Source organism: Streptomyces sp. NPDC045678, assembly GCF_056432085.1.
The window spans coordinates 737,906-754,398 of record NZ_JBWKJS010000001.1; the positions used below are offsets into that span (position 1 = coordinate 737,906).

Below are 16,493 nucleotides of genomic sequence, written 5' to 3' on the forward strand. Positions count from 1 at the left end.
CTGCCCCCTGGAACCCGCACCTCGCACGATGGCCTCCATCGCCGGCCGGGCCCGAACACCGGCCCGGTCGGCGATGGATCATCCCGCCGTCAGTGCCCGCTTCATGATCTTCCCCATGTCGTTGCGCGGCAGGGACTCCACGTACCGCACCACCCGCGGCCGCTTGTGCGGCGCCAGGCTCGACGCGACGTGGTCCGCCAGCTCCGCGGCGGCCGGGGGCGCCTGGGGGTCGGCGGGGACCACCCACGCCACGATCCGCTCACCCAGGTCGGGGTCGGGCTCGCCGGTGACCGCGGCCTCCCGCACCCCCTCGTGGGCGAGGAGCGCGTTCTCGATCTCGCCCGCGCCGATCTTGTAGCCGCCGCTCTTGATGAGGTCGGTGGCCTTGCGGCCGACGATGCGCACGTATCCGTCGGGGTCGCGCACCGCCATGTCGCCGGTGCGGAACCAGCCGCCGGGCGCGAAGGCCGCCGCGGTCGCGTCCGGGCGGTTCAGGTACTCCGTGAACAGGTTCGGGCCGCGTACCTGGATCTCGCCGACCGCCTCCGGGCCGTCCGCCGCCACCTCCTCGCCCGCCTCGTCCACCAGGCGCAGCTCGACGCCGGGCAGCGGCACGCCGACCGCGCCCGCGCGCGGCTCGCCGTCCGCGCGGACGCTGGTGTTCATGAGGGTCTCCGTCATGCCGTACCGCTCGATGACGCGGCGGCCCGTGGCGGCGGCGATGCGCTCGTGGTCGTGGACCGGGAGCGCCGCCGAGCCGGACACGAGCAGGCGCGCCCCGGCCAGGGCCTTCGCCAGCTCCGGGTCGTCCGGCAGGGCCTCGGCGATCCGGTGGTACATCGTCGGCACCCCGAACAGCATGGTCGCCCCCGAACCGAGCTCGCGCGTCACGCCCTCGGTGCCGAACCGGCCCAGGTGCCGCACGGAGCCGCCCCGGCGCAGCGGGCCCAGCGTGCCGAGGATCAGACCGTGCACGTGGAAGAGGGGCAGGCCGTGCACGAGGACGTCGTCGCCGGTCCACTGCCAGGCGTCCGCCAGCGCGTCCAGTGTGGCGGCGATCGCGCGGCGGGGCAGGACGGCGCCCTTGGGCGGGCCCGTGGTGCCGGAGGTGTAGACGATCAGGGCGGGGGACTCCGGGGCCGGTTCGGCGGGGGAGGGGGCCGAGTGGCGTCCGCCGTCCTCCCGTACGTCGATGTCGTGCCGGTCCAGGGCCGCCGACGCGGGCGGGAGTGCCGCCCCCGGCTCGGCCAGCACCAGCGCGGGCGCGCTGTCGCGCAGGATGTGCGTGAGTTCAAAGTCGCCCGACTTCGGGTTGAGCGGCACGGCCGGTACGCCCGCGAGCAGCGCCGCGACCACGCCCACCGCCGTCTCCAGGGACGGCGTCGCCCACACGGCGACCCGCCCGGCGGCGCGCAGCCTCGGGGCCAAGGAGGCGGCGGCCGAGGCGAGTTCGGGGTAGGTCAGGGAGCGGTCACCGAACCGGAGGGCCTCGCCGCGCGCGGTGTCCAGGGCCGGGAAAAGGGGATCCACGTGTCGTACTCCTCGTTGTCGTCATCTGCACCGGACGTCAGGAGAGTCTTACGCCGATGAGGGGGCAGACGCGACATGCGGCGACGCCGCCTCCCCTGGGACGGGGGAGGCGGCGTCGCTGCTTATCGGTGCGCGTGACGTCAGACGAGCCAGCCCAGGAAGTGGGCGAGACCGGCGACGACGTCAGTGATGAGGTTCATGGTGGTGCTTCTCCTTGTGGGACTTTCAGGGATGCTCAGGACCTGGATCCGGGTCCAACTGCCCGGCCGTGTATGGGACATGGGCCGGGTGGCGCGGTCACGGCCTGCAGTCCGTCGCTCGCGCACCGTAAGCATCGTCAATCTCGTGCGCCCCGCGCAATTCCTGGCGCGACGATCACCTGTTCCAGGGAACAACTGCCCACTCGTTCGAGCGTCAGTAGGTCAGCACCACACCCACGTACGAGATCCCGGCGATCACGCCCCACGAGACGAGGCCGAGCGCCGCGACCCGGCCCCCCGTGCGCGTCAGGGACGGCAGGTCGACCGCGCTGCCCAGGCCGAACAGGGCGGCGGCGAGCAGGAGTTCCTGCGCCGTTCCCGCCGCGTCGATCGCCCCGCCGGGCAGCCATCCGGTCGTGCGCAGCGCCACCATGGCGAGGAAGCCGGCCACGAAGAGCGGCACCAGAGGCGGCCGTTTGGTCTCGGCCGTCCCCGCCCCCGCGGCCCCCTCGGCGGAGCCGCGTCCCTGCCGGCGCGCTCGTACCGAGAGGGCCACCGCCGCGACGAGCGGCGCGAGCAGGGCGACCCGCATCAGCTTGACCAGGACCGCGTCGCCCAGCGCCCCCGCACCCGCGGTCTGCGCCGTCGCCACGACCTGGCCCACGTCGTGCACGCTCGCCCCGACCCAGCGCCCGAACTCCGCGTCGCTGAGGCCCAACGGGTGCTGCAGCAGCGGCAGTACGGCGATGGCGAGCGTGCCGCACAGGGTCACCAGCGCCACCGAGGTGGCCGTGTCCCGCTCGTCGCTCTCGGACACCTCGCTGACCGCGCCGATCGCGGAGGCGCCGCAGATCGAGTAGCCGGTGGCGATCAGCAGCGGCTGGTCGCCGCGCAGCCCCATCCGGCGGCCCAGCCACCACGTGCCGAGGAAGGTCACCGCGACCACGCAGAGCACCATCCCCACCGAGGCCCAGCCGAGCCCCAGCACGTCGTCCAGGCTCAGCTTCAGGCCGAGCAGCACGACGCCGACCCGCATCAGCCGCTTGCCCGCGAACGTCAGCCCTGCCTTGCCCGAGCCGCGTACGAACGCGTGCGCCGCGCCCGGCACATGGGCCGCCGCGATGCCGAGGACCACGGCCGCGGTGAGCATCGGAACGGCGGGGACGACGTGGTGCACGGCCCAGGCGACGGCGACCCCGGCCACCGCGAGCGCCAGGCCCGGCAGCTTGCGCGGAGTGCCCCGCGGGGGCGCGGCGGGCGCGGACGTGACGGGGTGGGTGCGGGACCTGCCGGTGCGCTCCCCGAGCAGCGCCATTACCGGTCGGCCGGGAGTTCGTACACGCGACGGACGCTGCTGCCCAGGCGGGCTATGTCCGCGCCGTAGACGTGGATCGATATCGCGAGCGTGCCGCAGGCGTTCCACACCCGGTGGATGTCGCCGGGCGGCGCGAAACCGCACACCGAGCCCCGCGGATTGACGACGTCCTCCGTGGCGACGAGGCGGGCCGCGCCACCGGGCCCGGCGGCGGGCACCAGGCGGTAGCGCCGCTCCTGCTCCTCGCCCTCGTGCACGCCCGTGACGCACCACGACACGTGGTCGTGGACGGAGGTCCGCTGCCCGGGCAGCCAGACCAGCGCCACGATCGAGAAGCTGCCGTCGTGCTCGGCGTGCAGGACGTGCTGGCGGTAGCGCTCGGGGTCGCCCTCGCGCTGTTCGTCGGTGAGCAGGTCGGCGGAGCCGAGGTGGGGGGCGAGCCGTTCGCCGACCAGGTACGCGGTCAGGTCGGGAGGCAGGCCGCGCCCCACGGCCTCGCGCACGTCGGTGACGAGGGTGTCGAGGCGCTCTGTGGTCCGGGCGGCCCGGTACGCGGTCGGAGTGCTCATGACGGCAGCGTCGCGCCGCCCGATCCATCACGTCCAACGACAGTATTTTGGCAGCCCCCCAACTTCCGCTTATGGGTACGAGGGGGCGGAGGGCGGCGATCAGCAGCCGACGCGGTTGGCGGCCACCGTCCTCAGCTCGTCGAGCACCAGCGCGGTGGCCGGAATCCGCAGGTGGTCCTTGAGGACGTACGCCGACACCTGACGCCGCGACGCCGGGTCCAGGGCGCGGCCCGTCACCTTGCGGTGGCAGAGGAAGTTCAGGACGAGGCCCGGCATCATCGCGATGCCGAGCCCCTCCGCGACCAGGCTCTGCACCACCAGGTTGTCGTCGGTGGTGAACGCGATCTCGGGCGCGAAGCCCAGCTCGGCGCACTCGTGCAGGAAGTTCGCGCGGCAGCGCGGACAGCCCGCGATCCACCGCTCCTCGGCCAGCTCGGCGAGTTTGACCGAACGCTGGCGTGCCATGCGGTGCCCGGATGGCAGCAGCACGGTCAGCTGGTCCTCCATGAGCGGGATCTCCGCCAGCTCGTCGGGCACCTCGTCGTGCAGGCCGGGATAGGTGAAGGCCAGCGTGATGTCGCACTCGCCGCGCACCACGCGCCGCAGCGATTCGGGCGGCTCGTCCTCGAGGAGCTCCACGCGCACGCCCGGGTGGCCCGAGGCGAGCCGGGCCAGGGCCTCCGGGATGAGCGTCGCGTTGGCGCTGGGGAACGCGCAGACCCGCACCCGTCCCGAGCGCAGTCGCGTGATCGCGTTCATCTGCTGCTGGGCGGCGGAGATGTCGTCCAGGATGATCCCCGCGTGCCGCGACAGCGCCTCACCGGCCTCCGTCAGGCGCATGCGGCGGCCGACGCGGGTGAACAGCGGGGTGCCGACGGACCGTTCGAGGGCCTTCATCTGCTGGGTTATCGCCGGCTGGGTATAGCCGAGGGAGCGGGCGGCCGCCGAGTAGGAACCGGCCCGGACCACCTCGTGGAACGTCTTGATGTGCCGCGAATCGAACACCGCCGAATCATAAGCAGATGTTGGAGGCGGCGAACAAGGTCGGGGTCCGGCTTTTGCCCCGGCGGCAAGAGCGCGGGCATCGCGGAGCGGTGCCAGGAAGGGCGCGGGGAGTGCGAACGGCACGCGACCGCGCGTGGCTGCGCCCGTGCGCCGGATACGTGACGTGTGTGATCCATTACGTTGAGCTACATGAATCGACGAAGCGTGACCACGGTGACCAAGCTGACCAAGGCGCTCGGGGCGACGACGGCGGCCGCGGCACTCGCCTTCTCCGCGCCGGGCTCGGCGTACGCGGCGGAAGGCATCCTCAACATCAATGGCCGGAACCACGAGAATCCGAGCGGCTGCTACGCGGTCGACCGGTTCCCGAGCTCGGTCACCAACAACACCGACGCCATCGCGGAGGTCCACTCCGGCCCCGACTGCACCGGCTCGGTCGAGTGGCTCGTGTACCCGGGCGAGACGTACCACACCGAGACCGCGCAGAGCGTCTTCATTCTCTGACGCCCACCCGCTGCAGCAGCCCCCAGGTGAACTCCGCCACGCAGTGCCGCCGTTCACCGTCCCCGTCCACCGCCTCGAACGCGAGGCCCCACCGCGTCGGCGCCGTCCCCTCCATGGGGCGCGCCGGCGCGAAGGCGCGCGCGGCCTCGTCGACCGTGCACGACCAGGGCGTGAGGTCCTCCAGCGTGCGCAGCTCGGGACCCGGCGCGTCCGGCGCGCGCACCAGCCACTCGTTCCACACCGCCCCGTTCGGCGCGCGCAGCACCTCGAAGCGCAGGTCGGGCCAGAGCGCGACCGGCCACAGCAGCGCCTCGCACTCCAGGTCGCCGATGCGGCGGCGGACCGTCGCCTCGGGCGGGCCGAGGACCGAGCGGTACCGGGAGACGGCGCCCCGCGACCGCGAGGACCGGGTCATCGCCTGCCAGCGGCGGTTGGCCTCGCGCATGTCGGCGACGGAGACGCCCAGCGCGTGCCGCGCGCTCTCCACCAGGTCGGCGTTGTGGTCGGCCATCCGGCGCAGCAGGACCAGCTGGAAGTCCAGCGCGGTGAACGGGCCGGGGGCGGGGGAAGAGCTAGCGGGCATGCACCCCATGGTCGCGCACCGCGAGCGCTCCCGGGCGGTGCCCGTCGGGAAGGAAGAGCACCGAGTTGACGTACCGGGGACGTCTCGGCGTGAGGACCCGGCGCAGCAGGCCCTGCGACACGACGTACGAGGTGGCGGACTGGTGCGCCTCCAGGGCGAACGCGTCGAGCGGCACCCAGCTGTCGTGCGGCAGCACCCAGCCCCGGTAGCCGTGGCCGGTCAGGAGCTCCACGATGGGCGCGGTCGGCTGGATCCGCGACTCCAGCTCCAGGAAGATCGCCGGACGGTCGCGGGCGATCAGCTCGCGCGCGCCGCGCAGGACCCGCAGCTCGTTGCCGTCCACATCGATCTTGACGAAGTGCACGTCCCGCAGCCCCAGGCCGTCCAGGGTCAGGCACGGCACGTCCACGGCCACGTCGTGGATGTCCCGGCGGACCAGGGACGACACACCTCTCTCCCCGCGGTCGCCGCGCGGCAGCCACAGCCTGGCCGTGCCGGGCCGGTCCGTCGCCGCGGCCTGGACCACCCGCACGTTGCGGGGCGTGCTGGCCGCGAGGAGCCGCGCCAGCTGCGGCACCGGCTCGACGGTCACCACGCGGTGCGCGCGCGAGGCGAGCCGGTGCGACCACGGGCCGTACCAGCCGCCGACGTCCACGGCGGTGCCGCAGCCCGCCGGGCAGAGGTCGGCGAGCCGGGCGAGCTCCGGTTCGAAGCGCGGATAGACGAGCCGGGCCAGGGAGGCGATCAGACGGTCGGGGACATAGGGCGCCACGCGGGCGGCGAAAGTCATGCGGACCCTCTCGGCACGGGGACATTCACGTCACGGGGACATTCGCTTGAGCAGCTGCTCGTGTTCCTCCTCCGGGACCTGCTCGCCGGAGGAGGGGAGCAGCTGCGGTATGCCGTCGAGCACCGGATAGCGGCGCCGCAGCCGCGGGTTGTACAGCGACTCCTCCGGTACGAGGGGCTCCTCGGCGGCGAGCAGGTGCAGCGGGCCCTTGTCCAGCGGGCACGCGAGGATCTTCAGCAGCGGGTCTTCGGGGTTCATCCGCTGGTCAACTCCTTGGGAGCGGTCGAGGGCCGGGGGGCGGTGTCGTCGTGCTTCGGCATGGCGAGGAGTACGGAGACGGCGAGGACCGTGCCCGCGATGCGCAGCGTGAGGCGCACCGGCTCGTGCGGCAGCGCCTCGCCGAACGCCAGCGTCCCGAGCACCGCCGTGAAGAGCGACGTCACGGTCGTGCAGACGGGGACGATGAGGGACGCCCGGCAGCGCTGGAGGGCCGCCTGCGACATGATCAGGCCGAACGCGCCGGTGAAGAGCAACAGATAGGGGTAGGGCGAGCGCAGCAGGCCGCCGACCGCGCCGCCGATGTCCTCCGTCGTCAGATAGCTGGACACGCCCTTGATGGCGAGCGAGCTCACCCCGTACAGGAGCCCCACCGCGACGCCGTACTCGACGCCCGCCGTCGGCATCCGGTGCCGGTGCTTGGCGCGGCGCTCCGCGGAGCCGTACAGCCAGAGGCCCGCCGCGAGCGAGGGCAGGCACACCGTGAGGATCAGCGGCACGGGCGCGCCGTGGCCGACCGTGTCGCTGTCCTCGCTGAGCGAGAGGACCACCATCAGGAGCGCGATCAGGATCCCGGCGACCGCGTACCGCTCACGGCCCGAGGTCCGTTCGCCGAGCAGGACGGAGGAGAGCAGCAGGAGGAGGACGAGGCCGGACACGAAGATGCCCTGGGCCGCGGCGATCGGCAGCGTGCGGTAGACGGCGAGCTGCGCGCCGAAGCCCGCCGCCAGGGCCAGCGAGCCGCCGATCCACAGCGGACTGCCGAGCACCTGCCGCAGCAGCCGGGCGGGGCTGCGGACGCTCACCGAAGGCATCGCCGTCAACGCCCGCTTCTCCAGGACGAATCCGGTGCTGTAGAGCAGGTTCGCGAGCAGTGCCGCGGCCACGCCCCACCACATGGTCAGGCCTTTCGGGCGTGCAGCAGGAGGATCGACGCGGCGCTCGGCACGGCGCAGGCCAGCCGGTCGAGGGCGCGCAGCGGGCGCGGTACGCCGTGGAACGGCGCTCCCGACAGGCGTACGACCTCGAAGCCGGACGCGGCGACGAACTCGCGCAGGGCGCGCGCCGTGTACAGCCGCAGATGTCCCACGACCTCCTTGCCCGGCCTGCCGTGGATGCCGCGCAGGCTCACCTCGGAGAAGACGGGCTGTACGCCGGCGAGGAGCAGGCCGCGGTTGTACCAGGCGGCGAGGTTCGGGGTGGAGAGCATCAGGTGGCCGCCCGGCCGCAGTACCCTCCTCAGCTCGTCCAGGGCGCCGTCCGGGTCGACGAGGTGCTCGACGACCTCGCTGAACAGCACGGCGTCGGCCGCTCCGGCGGCGAACGGCAGTCCGCCGTCGGAGAGTTCGCCGCGCACGACGTACGGGAGCCGGGCGTGCGCGCGCCTCAGGGCGTCCTGCGACCAGTCCACGCCGACGACGCGGTGCCCGGCGAGGAGCGGCGCCGCGGTCGCCGCCGCCGTGCCGTCGCCGCAGCCGATGTCCAGGACCGTGGCGGTACGGGTGGTGGCGGGGCCGAGCGCGGCGGCGAGGATGCGGGCCTGGCGGATACTGCGGGCGTCGCCGGACGCGACGGGGACCGCCGGGTTCTCGTAGAAGTCCCGGAGTCCCTTGGGACGTCGGGTGGTGGTGGCGGCGGTGGCGGTGGCGGTCCTTGTGGTGGTCACGTTGACCCCCCGTGGAGTTCTGTGTGTTCCGTCGCGTGGAGGTAGTGCTCGAACAGATCGCGTAGGTGGGCACCGTCGCCGTGGCTGAGCAGGCTCTTCGACCAGCGCAGCGCGAGGTGCAGCCGGCCCGCCGTGGACGCGGTGGTCACGGTGAGGCCGCGCGGCAGCCGGGCGGGCGCGGAGAACCAGACGGCGTGCGCGCGGCCCGCGTCGCCGAAGTCCAGGGCGTAGGGGACGCGGCCGATGTTGCTCAGGAGTGTCGTCGATGTCCAGGGGGCGGCGGCCCTGCGCAGGCCGCGGGTGACGGCGGCGCGGAGGGTGACGGGCAGGACGGGTGCGGTCAGGAGCGTGGCGCCGTGGCCCAGTTGGGGGCGGGAGAGGGCCTTGAGGGCGCGGGTGCGTTCGGAGGTGCGGCGGAGGAGGTCGCGGGTGACTTCCGGTGTCCAGTCCCTGGTCGTCAACTCTGTTGCGGTGAAGGGGACTTCTACGAGTCGGGTGCCGTTGCCTATCGGCATCGTGGCGTCCCGGGGGCGGTCGTCCACGGGCATCGTGATGCGGAACGGGCGCGGTCGGGCGCCGTGTTCCCTGTTCCAGTGCGCGATCATCAGCGCGGTGGCGACCATGAGCTGGTCGTTCACGGTGAACGGGGAGCCTTTGGGGCGCCGTGGCACGGGCAGCTCCGCGATGAGCATGCCGTTGCCGGGCGAGGGGTCGGGCCTTCCCTTCGCCACCCGGGCGGGGGGCGACCAGCCCGAGGGGGCGTCGGCCGGGGGCTGCTGCTCCGTCGGTTGTTGTGCGGCGGGGGCGCGGGACGGGGGTGCTGCCGGGGCGTTGTCCTTGCCGCCGTACAGTTCGGCGGCCGTCGCCAGGACGCGGAGGCACGCGGGGCCGTCCAGGGCCGTGTGGTTGATGGTGAGGAAGAGGACGGAGCCGGGGTCCGTGGGGGTGTGCTCGGTCGGTTCCGGGGCGGGGCCGCCACGGTATGTCCGTCCTCGCCGTCCCTGCGGCTCTGTCGGCTCCTCCGCCCCGGAAGCCTGCGCCTCTGTGCTCCGGGCGGACACACCGGTGCGTCCCCTCGCGTGTGCTTCGCGGCTCTCCGCCGGTGGGGTCGGGGCCGCCACCACCTCCAGGCGGATCGGGGGCGAGGAGGTCAGTGGTGGTGCCTCGGCGAGGGCGCGTTCGCGGGCCCGCTTCAGCGCGTCCGGTTCCGGGGGCGGGAACGTCACCACCTCCAGATCCGGGTCCGGGGTGAGTTCCCATTCGTAGCGGCGGCGGTACCAGGGGCCCCGCGCCTCCCGCATCAGGATGCGCGGGTGGCGGCGGAGTGCCTCGGTGAAGGCGGCCCGGAGGCGGTCCGGGTCCGGGGTGCCCGGCAGGTGCACCTCGATGTGCACGGTCTCCGGCTCCTCCTCCTGGAGGCAGTGCCGTGAGACCTCGTCCACCACGGGGAACGGCACGCGCGCGGGGGGCCGCCCGGGGCCTTCCGCGCGCCGTGCCGGGTGTTCCAGTGCGGTCATCGCTGAGTGCCTTCTCCTGTCGTGGACGGACGCCTGCGGCGGGGGAAGCGCGCCGCCCTGTGGCCCGGCGGGGTGGGCTCCGGCTGGGCCTTGGCCGGGGCGCGGGCCGAGACGGTCGGGCCTGCGGCCGCCTGCGGTGCGCCGTCCGTGCCGTCCCCGGCGCGATTGCGGCGGGGCAGCGGGGGTGTTGACGGGTCGGGGTCCTGCCCAGGAGCGGGTGGGGGTGGAGGTGTGGGTGTGTACGGCGGGGGTGTGGGTGTGTATGGCGGGGGTGTGTCTGGGGTGTGCTGCGGTGCGGCCGTGGTGCGGGGGGACTTCTCGCGTACGGACACCAGCGCCGCGAACAGGGCTATGAGGGCCAGGAGTTGTGCCGTGTGGCCGAATGCCCCCTCGTCGGACGCGATCGGTTCGCTCGCGCCCGTCGCCGCCGTTATGCCCGCTCCCGCCATGGCGAGGAACGCGATCGGCACCAGCAGCGCGTGGCGCCGGCGGGTCAGCAGGGCGAGCGCGGGGACCAGCAGTGCGAACGGGCCCGCGATCACCGCTGCCACCAGCGTGAGCGCCACCGTGCCGAGGACGATGCCCGGGGCGGGCGGCGGCGTGGACGGGGTGTCGGGGTTGGGGTCGCGTCGCCGCACCAGGGCCAGCGCCAGCAGGGCGAGGACACCGACACCGGCGAGGATCAGGCCGATCTCGTAGAGCTGCGACGGCTCGTAGGTCAGCTTGACCGTGCCGCCCTCGCCGTTCGGCACCAGCCAGCCCTGCTGCCAGCCGTCGAGCCGGACCGAGGTCAGCTCCTTGCCGTCGAGGGTCGCCTTCCATCCGTCGTTCACGTTCTCGTACGTCGTGAGGTACGAGGCCGCGCCCGAGCCGACCGTCACCTCGCGGCGGTCGCCCAGCCAGTCCTTGACCTTCAGCTCGCGGGCGGTGGTGTCGAGTGCTGATGGCGTGCCCGTGGTCAGGGACGCGTCCCTGACCGCGAGAGGGCCCGCGTCGCCCGTCTCCAGGCTGTGTGCTCCCGCGCCGAGACGGACCGCCGGGGACTTCTCGCCCTCCTGGCACAGCGTGATGTCGACGGGGCGCCGGTCGGTGAGGTCCCGGACCTTGCCCTTCGCGCTCGTCTCGTACAGTTCACCGTCGATCGACATCGTCGGGCCTTGGCCGCAGGGGAGCGAGAAGCTGTCCTTGGAATCGGGCTGCTTCGTGCGGTATTCGTCGAGCGCGGGGACGTACACCTCGGTGAGGCCCACGGGCAGCTGGAGGTCGTCGTCCGCCACCGGGTTGTGGACCGTCAGCGGCGCGGTCTCCGTGATGGTGATGTCCATCTCGTCGGTGGTGATCGGCGCGAAGCGAGCGTTGCCGTTCTCGTCGACGCCCGCGGTCGCCGCGCCGTCCGGCGAGCTGATCTCGATCTTCACGGGCCGGGAGGAGAGACCGCCCGCCGCGGGCAGCACGATCTCGCCCACCGGCTGCTTGCCCGGCCACTTGAGGTGGATGACGGGCCGGTCGTCGCTGCCCGCCACCCACGCCGTCGTCAGGTCGCCGTCGGTGAGGTTGCGCGGCGAGAGACCGCTGCCGAGCTTCGCGGTGGAGTCGGCCGTCGCGATGATCTGCCGCTCCTGTTCGGGCGCCACCTTGTAGAGCAGTTCGTCGAGTTCACGGCCCGGCACGGCCACCGCGCTCGCCTTCACGTCGTACGCGCCCTCCGCCGTCGTCGTGAAGCGGCGGTGCAGCCCCGACTCGGTGTCCACCTGCGAGAAGGCGCCCGGGTCGGCCGTGCGGTGCAGGGAGTACGTGGTGGCCTTCGCGTCGGTGGACTTCTCCGCGTCCTTCGGGAGCTGGAGGAGACGCGTGATCCGCACCTCGGGGATGGAGATCTCCGAGAAGCCCGCACCCGTCAGGCCGGGGCTCGCCACCTGCGTGTCCAGGATGGTGATCTTGACGAAGGACGTGGCGCCGGACTGTGCCCTGACGCGCTGGGGCTGCCCGTTGGGCTGGAGGGAGCTGGTGATGCTGCCCTGTTCCGTCTCCACCTCGATCCGGGTGGGCGCCGCCCGCGTGCCGTTCTGCGGCAGCGGGGTGACGTGGAAGGAGGACGGCACCGCGACCTTCGAGTTGAACTCGGCCTTGATCCATTCACCGTCCGCCGACCCGGCGTTGCCCTCCGCCCAGGCCGTGGCCGGGTTGCCGTCGAAGGCGTTCGCCGGGTCGTACTGCGGCAGGTGGAAGAGCCAGTTGCCGTAGCTGGACGCCGACACCGACCTGGCGCCCCGCAGCTCCGACGTCGTCTGGTGGTCGATTCCCTTGGTCGGCAGGATCTGGTGCGGCTTCTCGTCCGGGTTCTGCAACGCGTCGACCGCGTTCCGCTCGTCGCGTCCGTACGTGTACGACGTGTTGGAGTTGACCAGGCCGAAACGGGTGTCGGCGCGGCGCATGCCGTCACCGACCGCCTGGAGGGCCGGCGCGCCGACGCCCGGGTGGTTGTCGCCCGTCAGGACGGCCGGGCGGTCGCGCATCGACGGGTCGGCGGAAAGCGGGAGGAGCGACTCGGGGCCGCCGCTGACCACCGCGGTGTTCGACACCGGCTTCAGGCCCGCCTGGCCGGGGCGCTCGGCGCCCTCCGCGGGGGCGTAGATCTCGACCGCGCGCTGGCGCGGGTAGAGGCCCTCCACCTGGATCGGGGTGTCGTCCGGGATGATGCCGCCGGTGGTCTGCGGGCCGAAGCCCGTCACGCGGCGGAACCCGGACTCCTCCAGAGTGCGCTTGACCGTCGCGGTGGGTACGTTGCCGACCTGGTCGGGGTCGAGGTCGTTGCGCACGACGACGTAGTACAGACCGGCCCGCGTCACGTAGTCGCGCAGGCCCGGCACTTCGGCGCCGGTCATCAGCGCCTGCTCGACGGCGTCCATCGCCCGCCGGTTGCCGGGGGCGCCGAACGGCACGTAGTCGCGCTGCGCCCAGCGCGAGTCGGCGAGCACGTCGAGGGGCTGGTCGATGGGGGAGCCCCAGGTGTAGATGCCGTGCGCGGTCGCGGGCACGACCAGGGCGCGCGAGTCGGGCGAGTACTTCTCCAGCCAGTCGGCCGTCGTCTGCCAGTACGTGGGCAGCTTCTGGAACGAACCGGGCTGCAGGATCGAACCGTTGAGGTAGGGGAGAGCCAGACCGGGCAGGACCAGGACCGCCGCGATCAGCGGCGCGTACCGCCTGCCGCGCACCGGCCGGGCCCCGCGCGTCTGCGCGGCCACGCCCACCAGGTGCATCAGGCCGAAGACCAGCGCGAGCGCGAGACCCGTCTGGAACTTGTAGATGTTGCGGAAGGGGACGAGCCCGCCGTCGAGCCACGACTGGACCGTGCCGTGGAAGGGGGCGCCGAACGCGCCGCCGTATCCGGCGAGGGTCACCAGGGCGACCGACAGGACCGTCAGGACGAGCCAGCGCCGCTCCGGCAGGTCGCGCCGCGCCAGACCCGCGAGGCCGAGCGCCGCGGCGAACGCCGAGCAGACGACGGCCACGACGGCCGTCGCCACGGTCCACCCCGCGGGCAGCCAGGCCTCGCCGAAGTGCAGGTACGCCACCCAGTTGCCGGCGCCGCGCAGCGCCTCGGTCGCCGACATGGTGCCAGTCGTGGTCGCCGAGTCCTCCACGAACGGCAGGAAGTTCTCACCGTAGATGCCCAGCATCAGGAGCGGTACGACCCACCAGGCGGTGGCCAGAACGACGCCCGGCACCCACCACGTGATCAGCTTCCGCTTGCGCGGGCCGTTCGGGCGCGACAGCAGATACAGGCCCACGGGCAGCAGCGAGGCGAGCGTCGCCGCCGCGTTCACCCCGCCCATGAACGGGATGATCAGCGCCGAACGGCAGGCAGCGACGCGCGCGCTGAACCGGTCGTCGGCCAGCGGCAGCAGCACCCACGGCAGGAACGCGCCGGGCAGCGCCGCCGCCGACGTCGAGCCGATGACCACGGTGAACGTCGGCCACAGCGCGTACACCACGGCGCCGAGCAGCCTGCTGTGGCGGCTGCCGATGCCCAGGCGTTCGGCGAGCCGCAGCGCACCCCAGAACGCGACCGCCACGATCAGCGAGAACCAGAGCCGCTCCGCAAGCCAGACCGGCAGCTGCACGAGCTTGGCCAGGCCGTAGAACGGCAGCATCGGGAACGCGTAGCCGACGTACTGGTCCTGGATGCCGCCGAAGCCGCCCCTGTCGTGCCAGAGCTGCCCCAGGTCGGAGAGGAACTGCCAGGGGTCGACGGCGACACCGAGCTTGGTGTCGAACGTCATCCGCCCCGGCTTCACCGCGAGGAAGGACACGAACACCACGGCCCAGAACCCCACGAGCCAGCGCCGCGAGCGCGGCCCCCGCGAGGGTTCAGGGGCAGCGGTCGTGGGTCTCGCGGCCGCCGGGGGTGGGGCCTGGACCGTGGTCATGGACACCGCCTGAGGATGAGGAGGAGATTCCAGGTCGCGAACTCGCGCACACCCGGCACCTTGGTGATCGCCCCGGCCAGGAAGGGCCAGTAGCGGGAGCGCGCCGACACGATCTCCACGTCGTCGCGGCCGCGCACCTGGCGCAGCGTCGCTCCGACGTGGTGGACGAAGAGGTTCTCGCCGAGCGTGTGCTTCGCGGCCTTGCCGGTACGTCGTTCATAGCGGGCCCGGGCCCGTTCGGCGCCCAGGTAGTGCCAGGGCGCCCACTCGTGACCGCCCCACGGGGAGAGCCAGTTGGTGAACGAGACGTAGATCAGCCCGCCGGTCCTCGTGACCCGGACCATCTCGCTCAGGAACGTCTGCGGGTCGTCGACGTGCTCCAGGACGTTCGAGGAGAACGTGACGTCGGCGACGCCGTCCGCGAGCGGCAGCAGGTACCCGTCGGCGACGACCGCGCCCTCGGGCGGCTTGGGCCCCAGCTCGGCGAGGTCGGGCTCGAAGAGGAAGGACTGCGCGCCGCGCCGCCGGAACTCCTCCGTGAAGTAGCCGCCACCGCCGCCGATGTCGACGACGACGCGGCCCTTCACCGGTACGTACGCCTCGACCTGGTCGGCGGCGTCACGGGCGAGGAGCGTGTAGCACCGCTCGGGCTCCCGCTGCTCGCGCAGGAAGGCCCGGAAGAGGGTGGCGGAGCGGCGCAGCGAAGGGTCCTTCACGCAGACCTCTGGGGAGTCGGGGGCCCCTGGGACGCCTGTCCCTCGGGCACGGGTCCTTGGGGCACGGGTCCTCGGGACACCTGGTGCGCGGCGACCGCTTCGGCCGCCACCGCCTGGAACTGCCGCACCGTGTTGTCCCAGCGGAACTGGACGGCCCGCTCCCCGGCGGCCTTGCCGAGGGCCCTGCGGCGCTCGGCGCTGAGCGCCAGGGTGCACCAGGCGGCGGCGAAGGAGCTCTCGCCCCGGGCGAGGAGACCGGTCACGCCGTCCTCCACGGAGTCGCGTACGCCCGGCACGTCGAAGCCGATCGAGGGCGTCGAACGGGTCGCCGCTTCGGTGATGACGAGCCCCCAGCCCTCCACGGCCGACGGATGGAGCAGCATCCACGCCTCACAGAGCAGCCGGTGCTTCTCCGCCTCCGGGACATGGCCCCTGAACTCGACCTCGGGACCGGCGAGTTGCTCCAGGCGCCGCCGCTCGGGGCCGTCACCCACGATCACAAGCCTGCCGCCCGTGACGGGCCTGACGCGCTCCCACAGCCGCAGCAGCAGATCGATCCGCTTGTACTCGACGAGCCGGCCCATCGCCAGGAACAGCGGTTCGTCGGAGCGGGCGTGCAGCGGCCCCGGCTCCTCCACGCCGTTGTGCACGATGCGGATGCGGTCCCGGTCGACGCCGATCCCGCGCAGCGCCGTGGCCGTCGACGGCGAGACGGCGACGAGGAGATTGCCGCGCTGCGCGCCCGAGAGCGCCCAGTGCTCCAGTCTCCTGCCGAGCCGGGCCGCGGGGGCGAGCGCGCCCTGGAAGCGCATCCCCCACAGGTCGGTGTGGACGTGGTTGACGAGGCACAGGGTGGGCCCGCGGTGCCACAGCGGCGCCAGGTACGGCATGCCGTTGCAGACCTCGACGAGCAGGTCGCAGCCGCCGACCTGCCGGGTGAACGCGGTGCGGGCCCGCACATAGTGGCCGAGGTCGCCGCCGGCGGAGACGACACGGTAGTCGCGGTACGCGGCGGGCCCGCCGCACAGCAAGGTGACCTGGTGGCCCTGCTTGCTGAGGCCGTCGGCGAGCCGGTCGACGAGGAGTTCGGAGCCGCCCGCGGCCGGGTTGCCGAGGTCGCGGTGGGCGAGGAAGACGATCCGGCGCGGCTGTGGGGGAAGCGCCGGAACGCGCTCCGCGCGGCGTGGGGCGGCCGCGCGCAGCGAGGACGGTACGTGCTGGGGCATGCGTGCTCCAACTCGTCTCAGGGTGCGGAACTGTGGGGGGTCCGGTCGGGCGGAACGGTCCTGCTGGGTTCTGCGGGTTCTGCGGGTCCTGCTGGGTTCTGCGGGTCCTGCGGGTCCTGCGGGTTCTGCGGGTTCTGCGGGGCGGAGCGGGTGGAGCGGGCCGTGC

14 protein-coding genes are annotated in these 16,493 nt (G+C 73.1%); 1 reads left to right on the forward strand and 13 read right to left on the reverse strand.

The genetic code is table 11. The features are described 5' to 3' along the window. Positions 1-78: 78 nt before the first annotated feature. The 4 genes from AC07DO_RS03185 to AC07DO_RS03200 all read right to left on the reverse strand — a co-directional run bounded on the left by AC07DO_RS03185 (position 79) and on the right by AC07DO_RS03200 (position 4,619). Positions 79-1,530: an acyl-CoA synthetase gene (locus AC07DO_RS03185; protein WP_479056633.1), complete on the reverse strand. Its 1,452-nt coding sequence runs from the start codon at positions 1,528-1,530 to the stop codon at positions 79-81. A 414-nt stretch (positions 1,531-1,944) separates the two neighbouring features. Then, positions 1,945-3,045 (reverse strand): YeiH family protein, encoded by a 1,101-nt coding sequence (locus AC07DO_RS03190; RefSeq protein ID WP_479056635.1) that lies wholly within the window; start codon positions 3,043-3,045, stop codon positions 1,945-1,947. Next, positions 3,045-3,614: a cysteine dioxygenase family protein gene (locus AC07DO_RS03195; RefSeq protein WP_479056637.1), complete on the reverse strand. Its 570-nt coding sequence runs from the start codon at positions 3,612-3,614 to the stop codon at positions 3,045-3,047. The genes AC07DO_RS03190 and AC07DO_RS03195 overlap by 1 nt, the downstream gene beginning before the upstream one ends. 99 nt (positions 3,615-3,713) lie before the next feature. Beyond that, a complete protein-coding gene (locus AC07DO_RS03200; protein ID WP_479056639.1) occupies positions 3,714-4,619 on the reverse strand; it encodes a LysR family transcriptional regulator in 906 nt (301 codons plus the stop codon). 189 nt (positions 4,620-4,808) lie between these two features. Here AC07DO_RS03200 and AC07DO_RS03205 point away from each other — a divergent pair, with 189 nt between their 5' ends. After that, positions 4,809-5,123, forward strand: coding sequence for a hypothetical protein (locus tag AC07DO_RS03205; RefSeq protein ID WP_479056641.1), 315 nt, complete (start codon positions 4,809-4,811; stop codon positions 5,121-5,123). Here AC07DO_RS03205 and AC07DO_RS03210 read toward each other — a convergent pair. From AC07DO_RS03210 to AC07DO_RS03250, 9 genes are read right to left on the reverse strand one after another with little or no spacing between them, the layout of a single operon-like run. Next, positions 5,113-5,706 (reverse strand): hypothetical protein, encoded by a 594-nt coding sequence (locus AC07DO_RS03210; protein WP_479056643.1) that lies wholly within the window; start codon positions 5,704-5,706, stop codon positions 5,113-5,115. The two genes, AC07DO_RS03205 and AC07DO_RS03210, sit on opposite strands and share 11 nt — an antisense overlap. Next, positions 5,696-6,496, reverse strand: a complete 801-nt coding sequence (locus tag AC07DO_RS03215; RefSeq protein ID WP_479056645.1) for an FkbM family methyltransferase — start codon at positions 6,494-6,496, stop codon at positions 5,696-5,698. Before AC07DO_RS03215 ends, AC07DO_RS03210 begins: the two co-directional genes overlap by 11 nt. A gap of 30 nt (positions 6,497-6,526) precedes the next feature. Beyond that, a complete protein-coding gene (locus tag AC07DO_RS03220; protein ID WP_150183948.1) occupies positions 6,527-6,754 on the reverse strand; it encodes a Trm112 family protein in 228 nt (75 codons plus the stop codon). After that, complete coding sequence (locus AC07DO_RS03225) at positions 6,751-7,659, reverse strand: hypothetical protein (protein WP_479056647.1); 909 nt, start codon at positions 7,657-7,659, stop codon at positions 6,751-6,753. Before AC07DO_RS03225 ends, AC07DO_RS03220 begins: the two co-directional genes overlap by 4 nt. Positions 7,660-7,673: 14 nt before the next feature. Continuing rightward, positions 7,674-8,438: a class I SAM-dependent methyltransferase gene (locus AC07DO_RS03230; RefSeq protein ID WP_479056649.1), complete on the reverse strand. Its 765-nt coding sequence runs from the start codon at positions 8,436-8,438 to the stop codon at positions 7,674-7,676. After that, the gene (locus AC07DO_RS03235; RefSeq protein WP_479056651.1) at positions 8,435-9,955 is read right to left on the reverse strand and encodes a condensation protein; all 1,521 of its coding nucleotides are present in this window, start codon (positions 9,953-9,955) and stop codon (positions 8,435-8,437) included. Before AC07DO_RS03235 ends, AC07DO_RS03230 begins: the two co-directional genes overlap by 4 nt. Continuing rightward, the gene (locus AC07DO_RS03240) at positions 9,952-14,385 is read right to left on the reverse strand and encodes an alpha-(1->3)-arabinofuranosyltransferase (protein WP_479056653.1); all 4,434 of its coding nucleotides are present in this window, start codon (positions 14,383-14,385) and stop codon (positions 9,952-9,954) included. Before AC07DO_RS03240 ends, AC07DO_RS03235 begins: the two co-directional genes overlap by 4 nt. After that, positions 14,382-15,101: a class I SAM-dependent methyltransferase gene (locus AC07DO_RS03245; RefSeq protein ID WP_479056655.1), complete on the reverse strand. Its 720-nt coding sequence runs from the start codon at positions 15,099-15,101 to the stop codon at positions 14,382-14,384. The genes AC07DO_RS03240 and AC07DO_RS03245 overlap by 4 nt, the downstream gene beginning before the upstream one ends. Further along, positions 15,098-16,327: a glycosyltransferase family 4 protein gene (locus AC07DO_RS03250; protein ID WP_479056657.1), complete on the reverse strand. Its 1,230-nt coding sequence runs from the start codon at positions 16,325-16,327 to the stop codon at positions 15,098-15,100. Before AC07DO_RS03250 ends, AC07DO_RS03245 begins: the two co-directional genes overlap by 4 nt. Positions 16,328-16,493: the final 166 nt, after the last annotated feature.

What these genes read in the sequence shown, in the direction of transcription:
- AC07DO_RS03190 (WP_479056635.1), bottom strand. Translation starts at nt 3,045, where the DNA reads ATGGCGCTGCTCGGGGAGCGCACCGGCAGGTCCCGCACCCACCCCGTC.
- AC07DO_RS03195 (WP_479056637.1), bottom strand. Translation starts at nt 3,614, where the DNA reads ATGAGCACTCCGACCGCGTACCGGGCCGCCCGGACCACAGAGCGCCTC.
- AC07DO_RS03205 (WP_479056641.1), top strand. Translation starts at nt 4,809, where the DNA reads ATGAATCGACGAAGCGTGACCACGGTGACCAAGCTGACCAAGGCGCTC.
- AC07DO_RS03210 (WP_479056643.1), bottom strand. Translation starts at nt 5,706, where the DNA reads ATGCCCGCTAGCTCTTCCCCCGCCCCCGGCCCGTTCACCGCGCTGGAC.
- AC07DO_RS03215 (WP_479056645.1), bottom strand. Translation starts at nt 6,496, where the DNA reads ATGACTTTCGCCGCCCGCGTGGCGCCCTATGTCCCCGACCGTCTGATC.
- AC07DO_RS03220 (WP_150183948.1), bottom strand. Translation starts at nt 6,754, where the DNA reads ATGAACCCCGAAGACCCGCTGCTGAAGATCCTCGCGTGCCCGCTGGAC.
- AC07DO_RS03235 (WP_479056651.1), bottom strand. Translation starts at nt 9,955, where the DNA reads ATGACCGCACTGGAACACCCGGCACGGCGCGCGGAAGGCCCCGGGCGG.
- AC07DO_RS03240 (WP_479056653.1), bottom strand. Translation starts at nt 14,385, where the DNA reads ATGACCACGGTCCAGGCCCCACCCCCGGCGGCCGCGAGACCCACGACC.
- AC07DO_RS03250 (WP_479056657.1), bottom strand. Translation starts at nt 16,327, where the DNA reads ATGCCCCAGCACGTACCGTCCTCGCTGCGCGCGGCCGCCCCACGCCGC.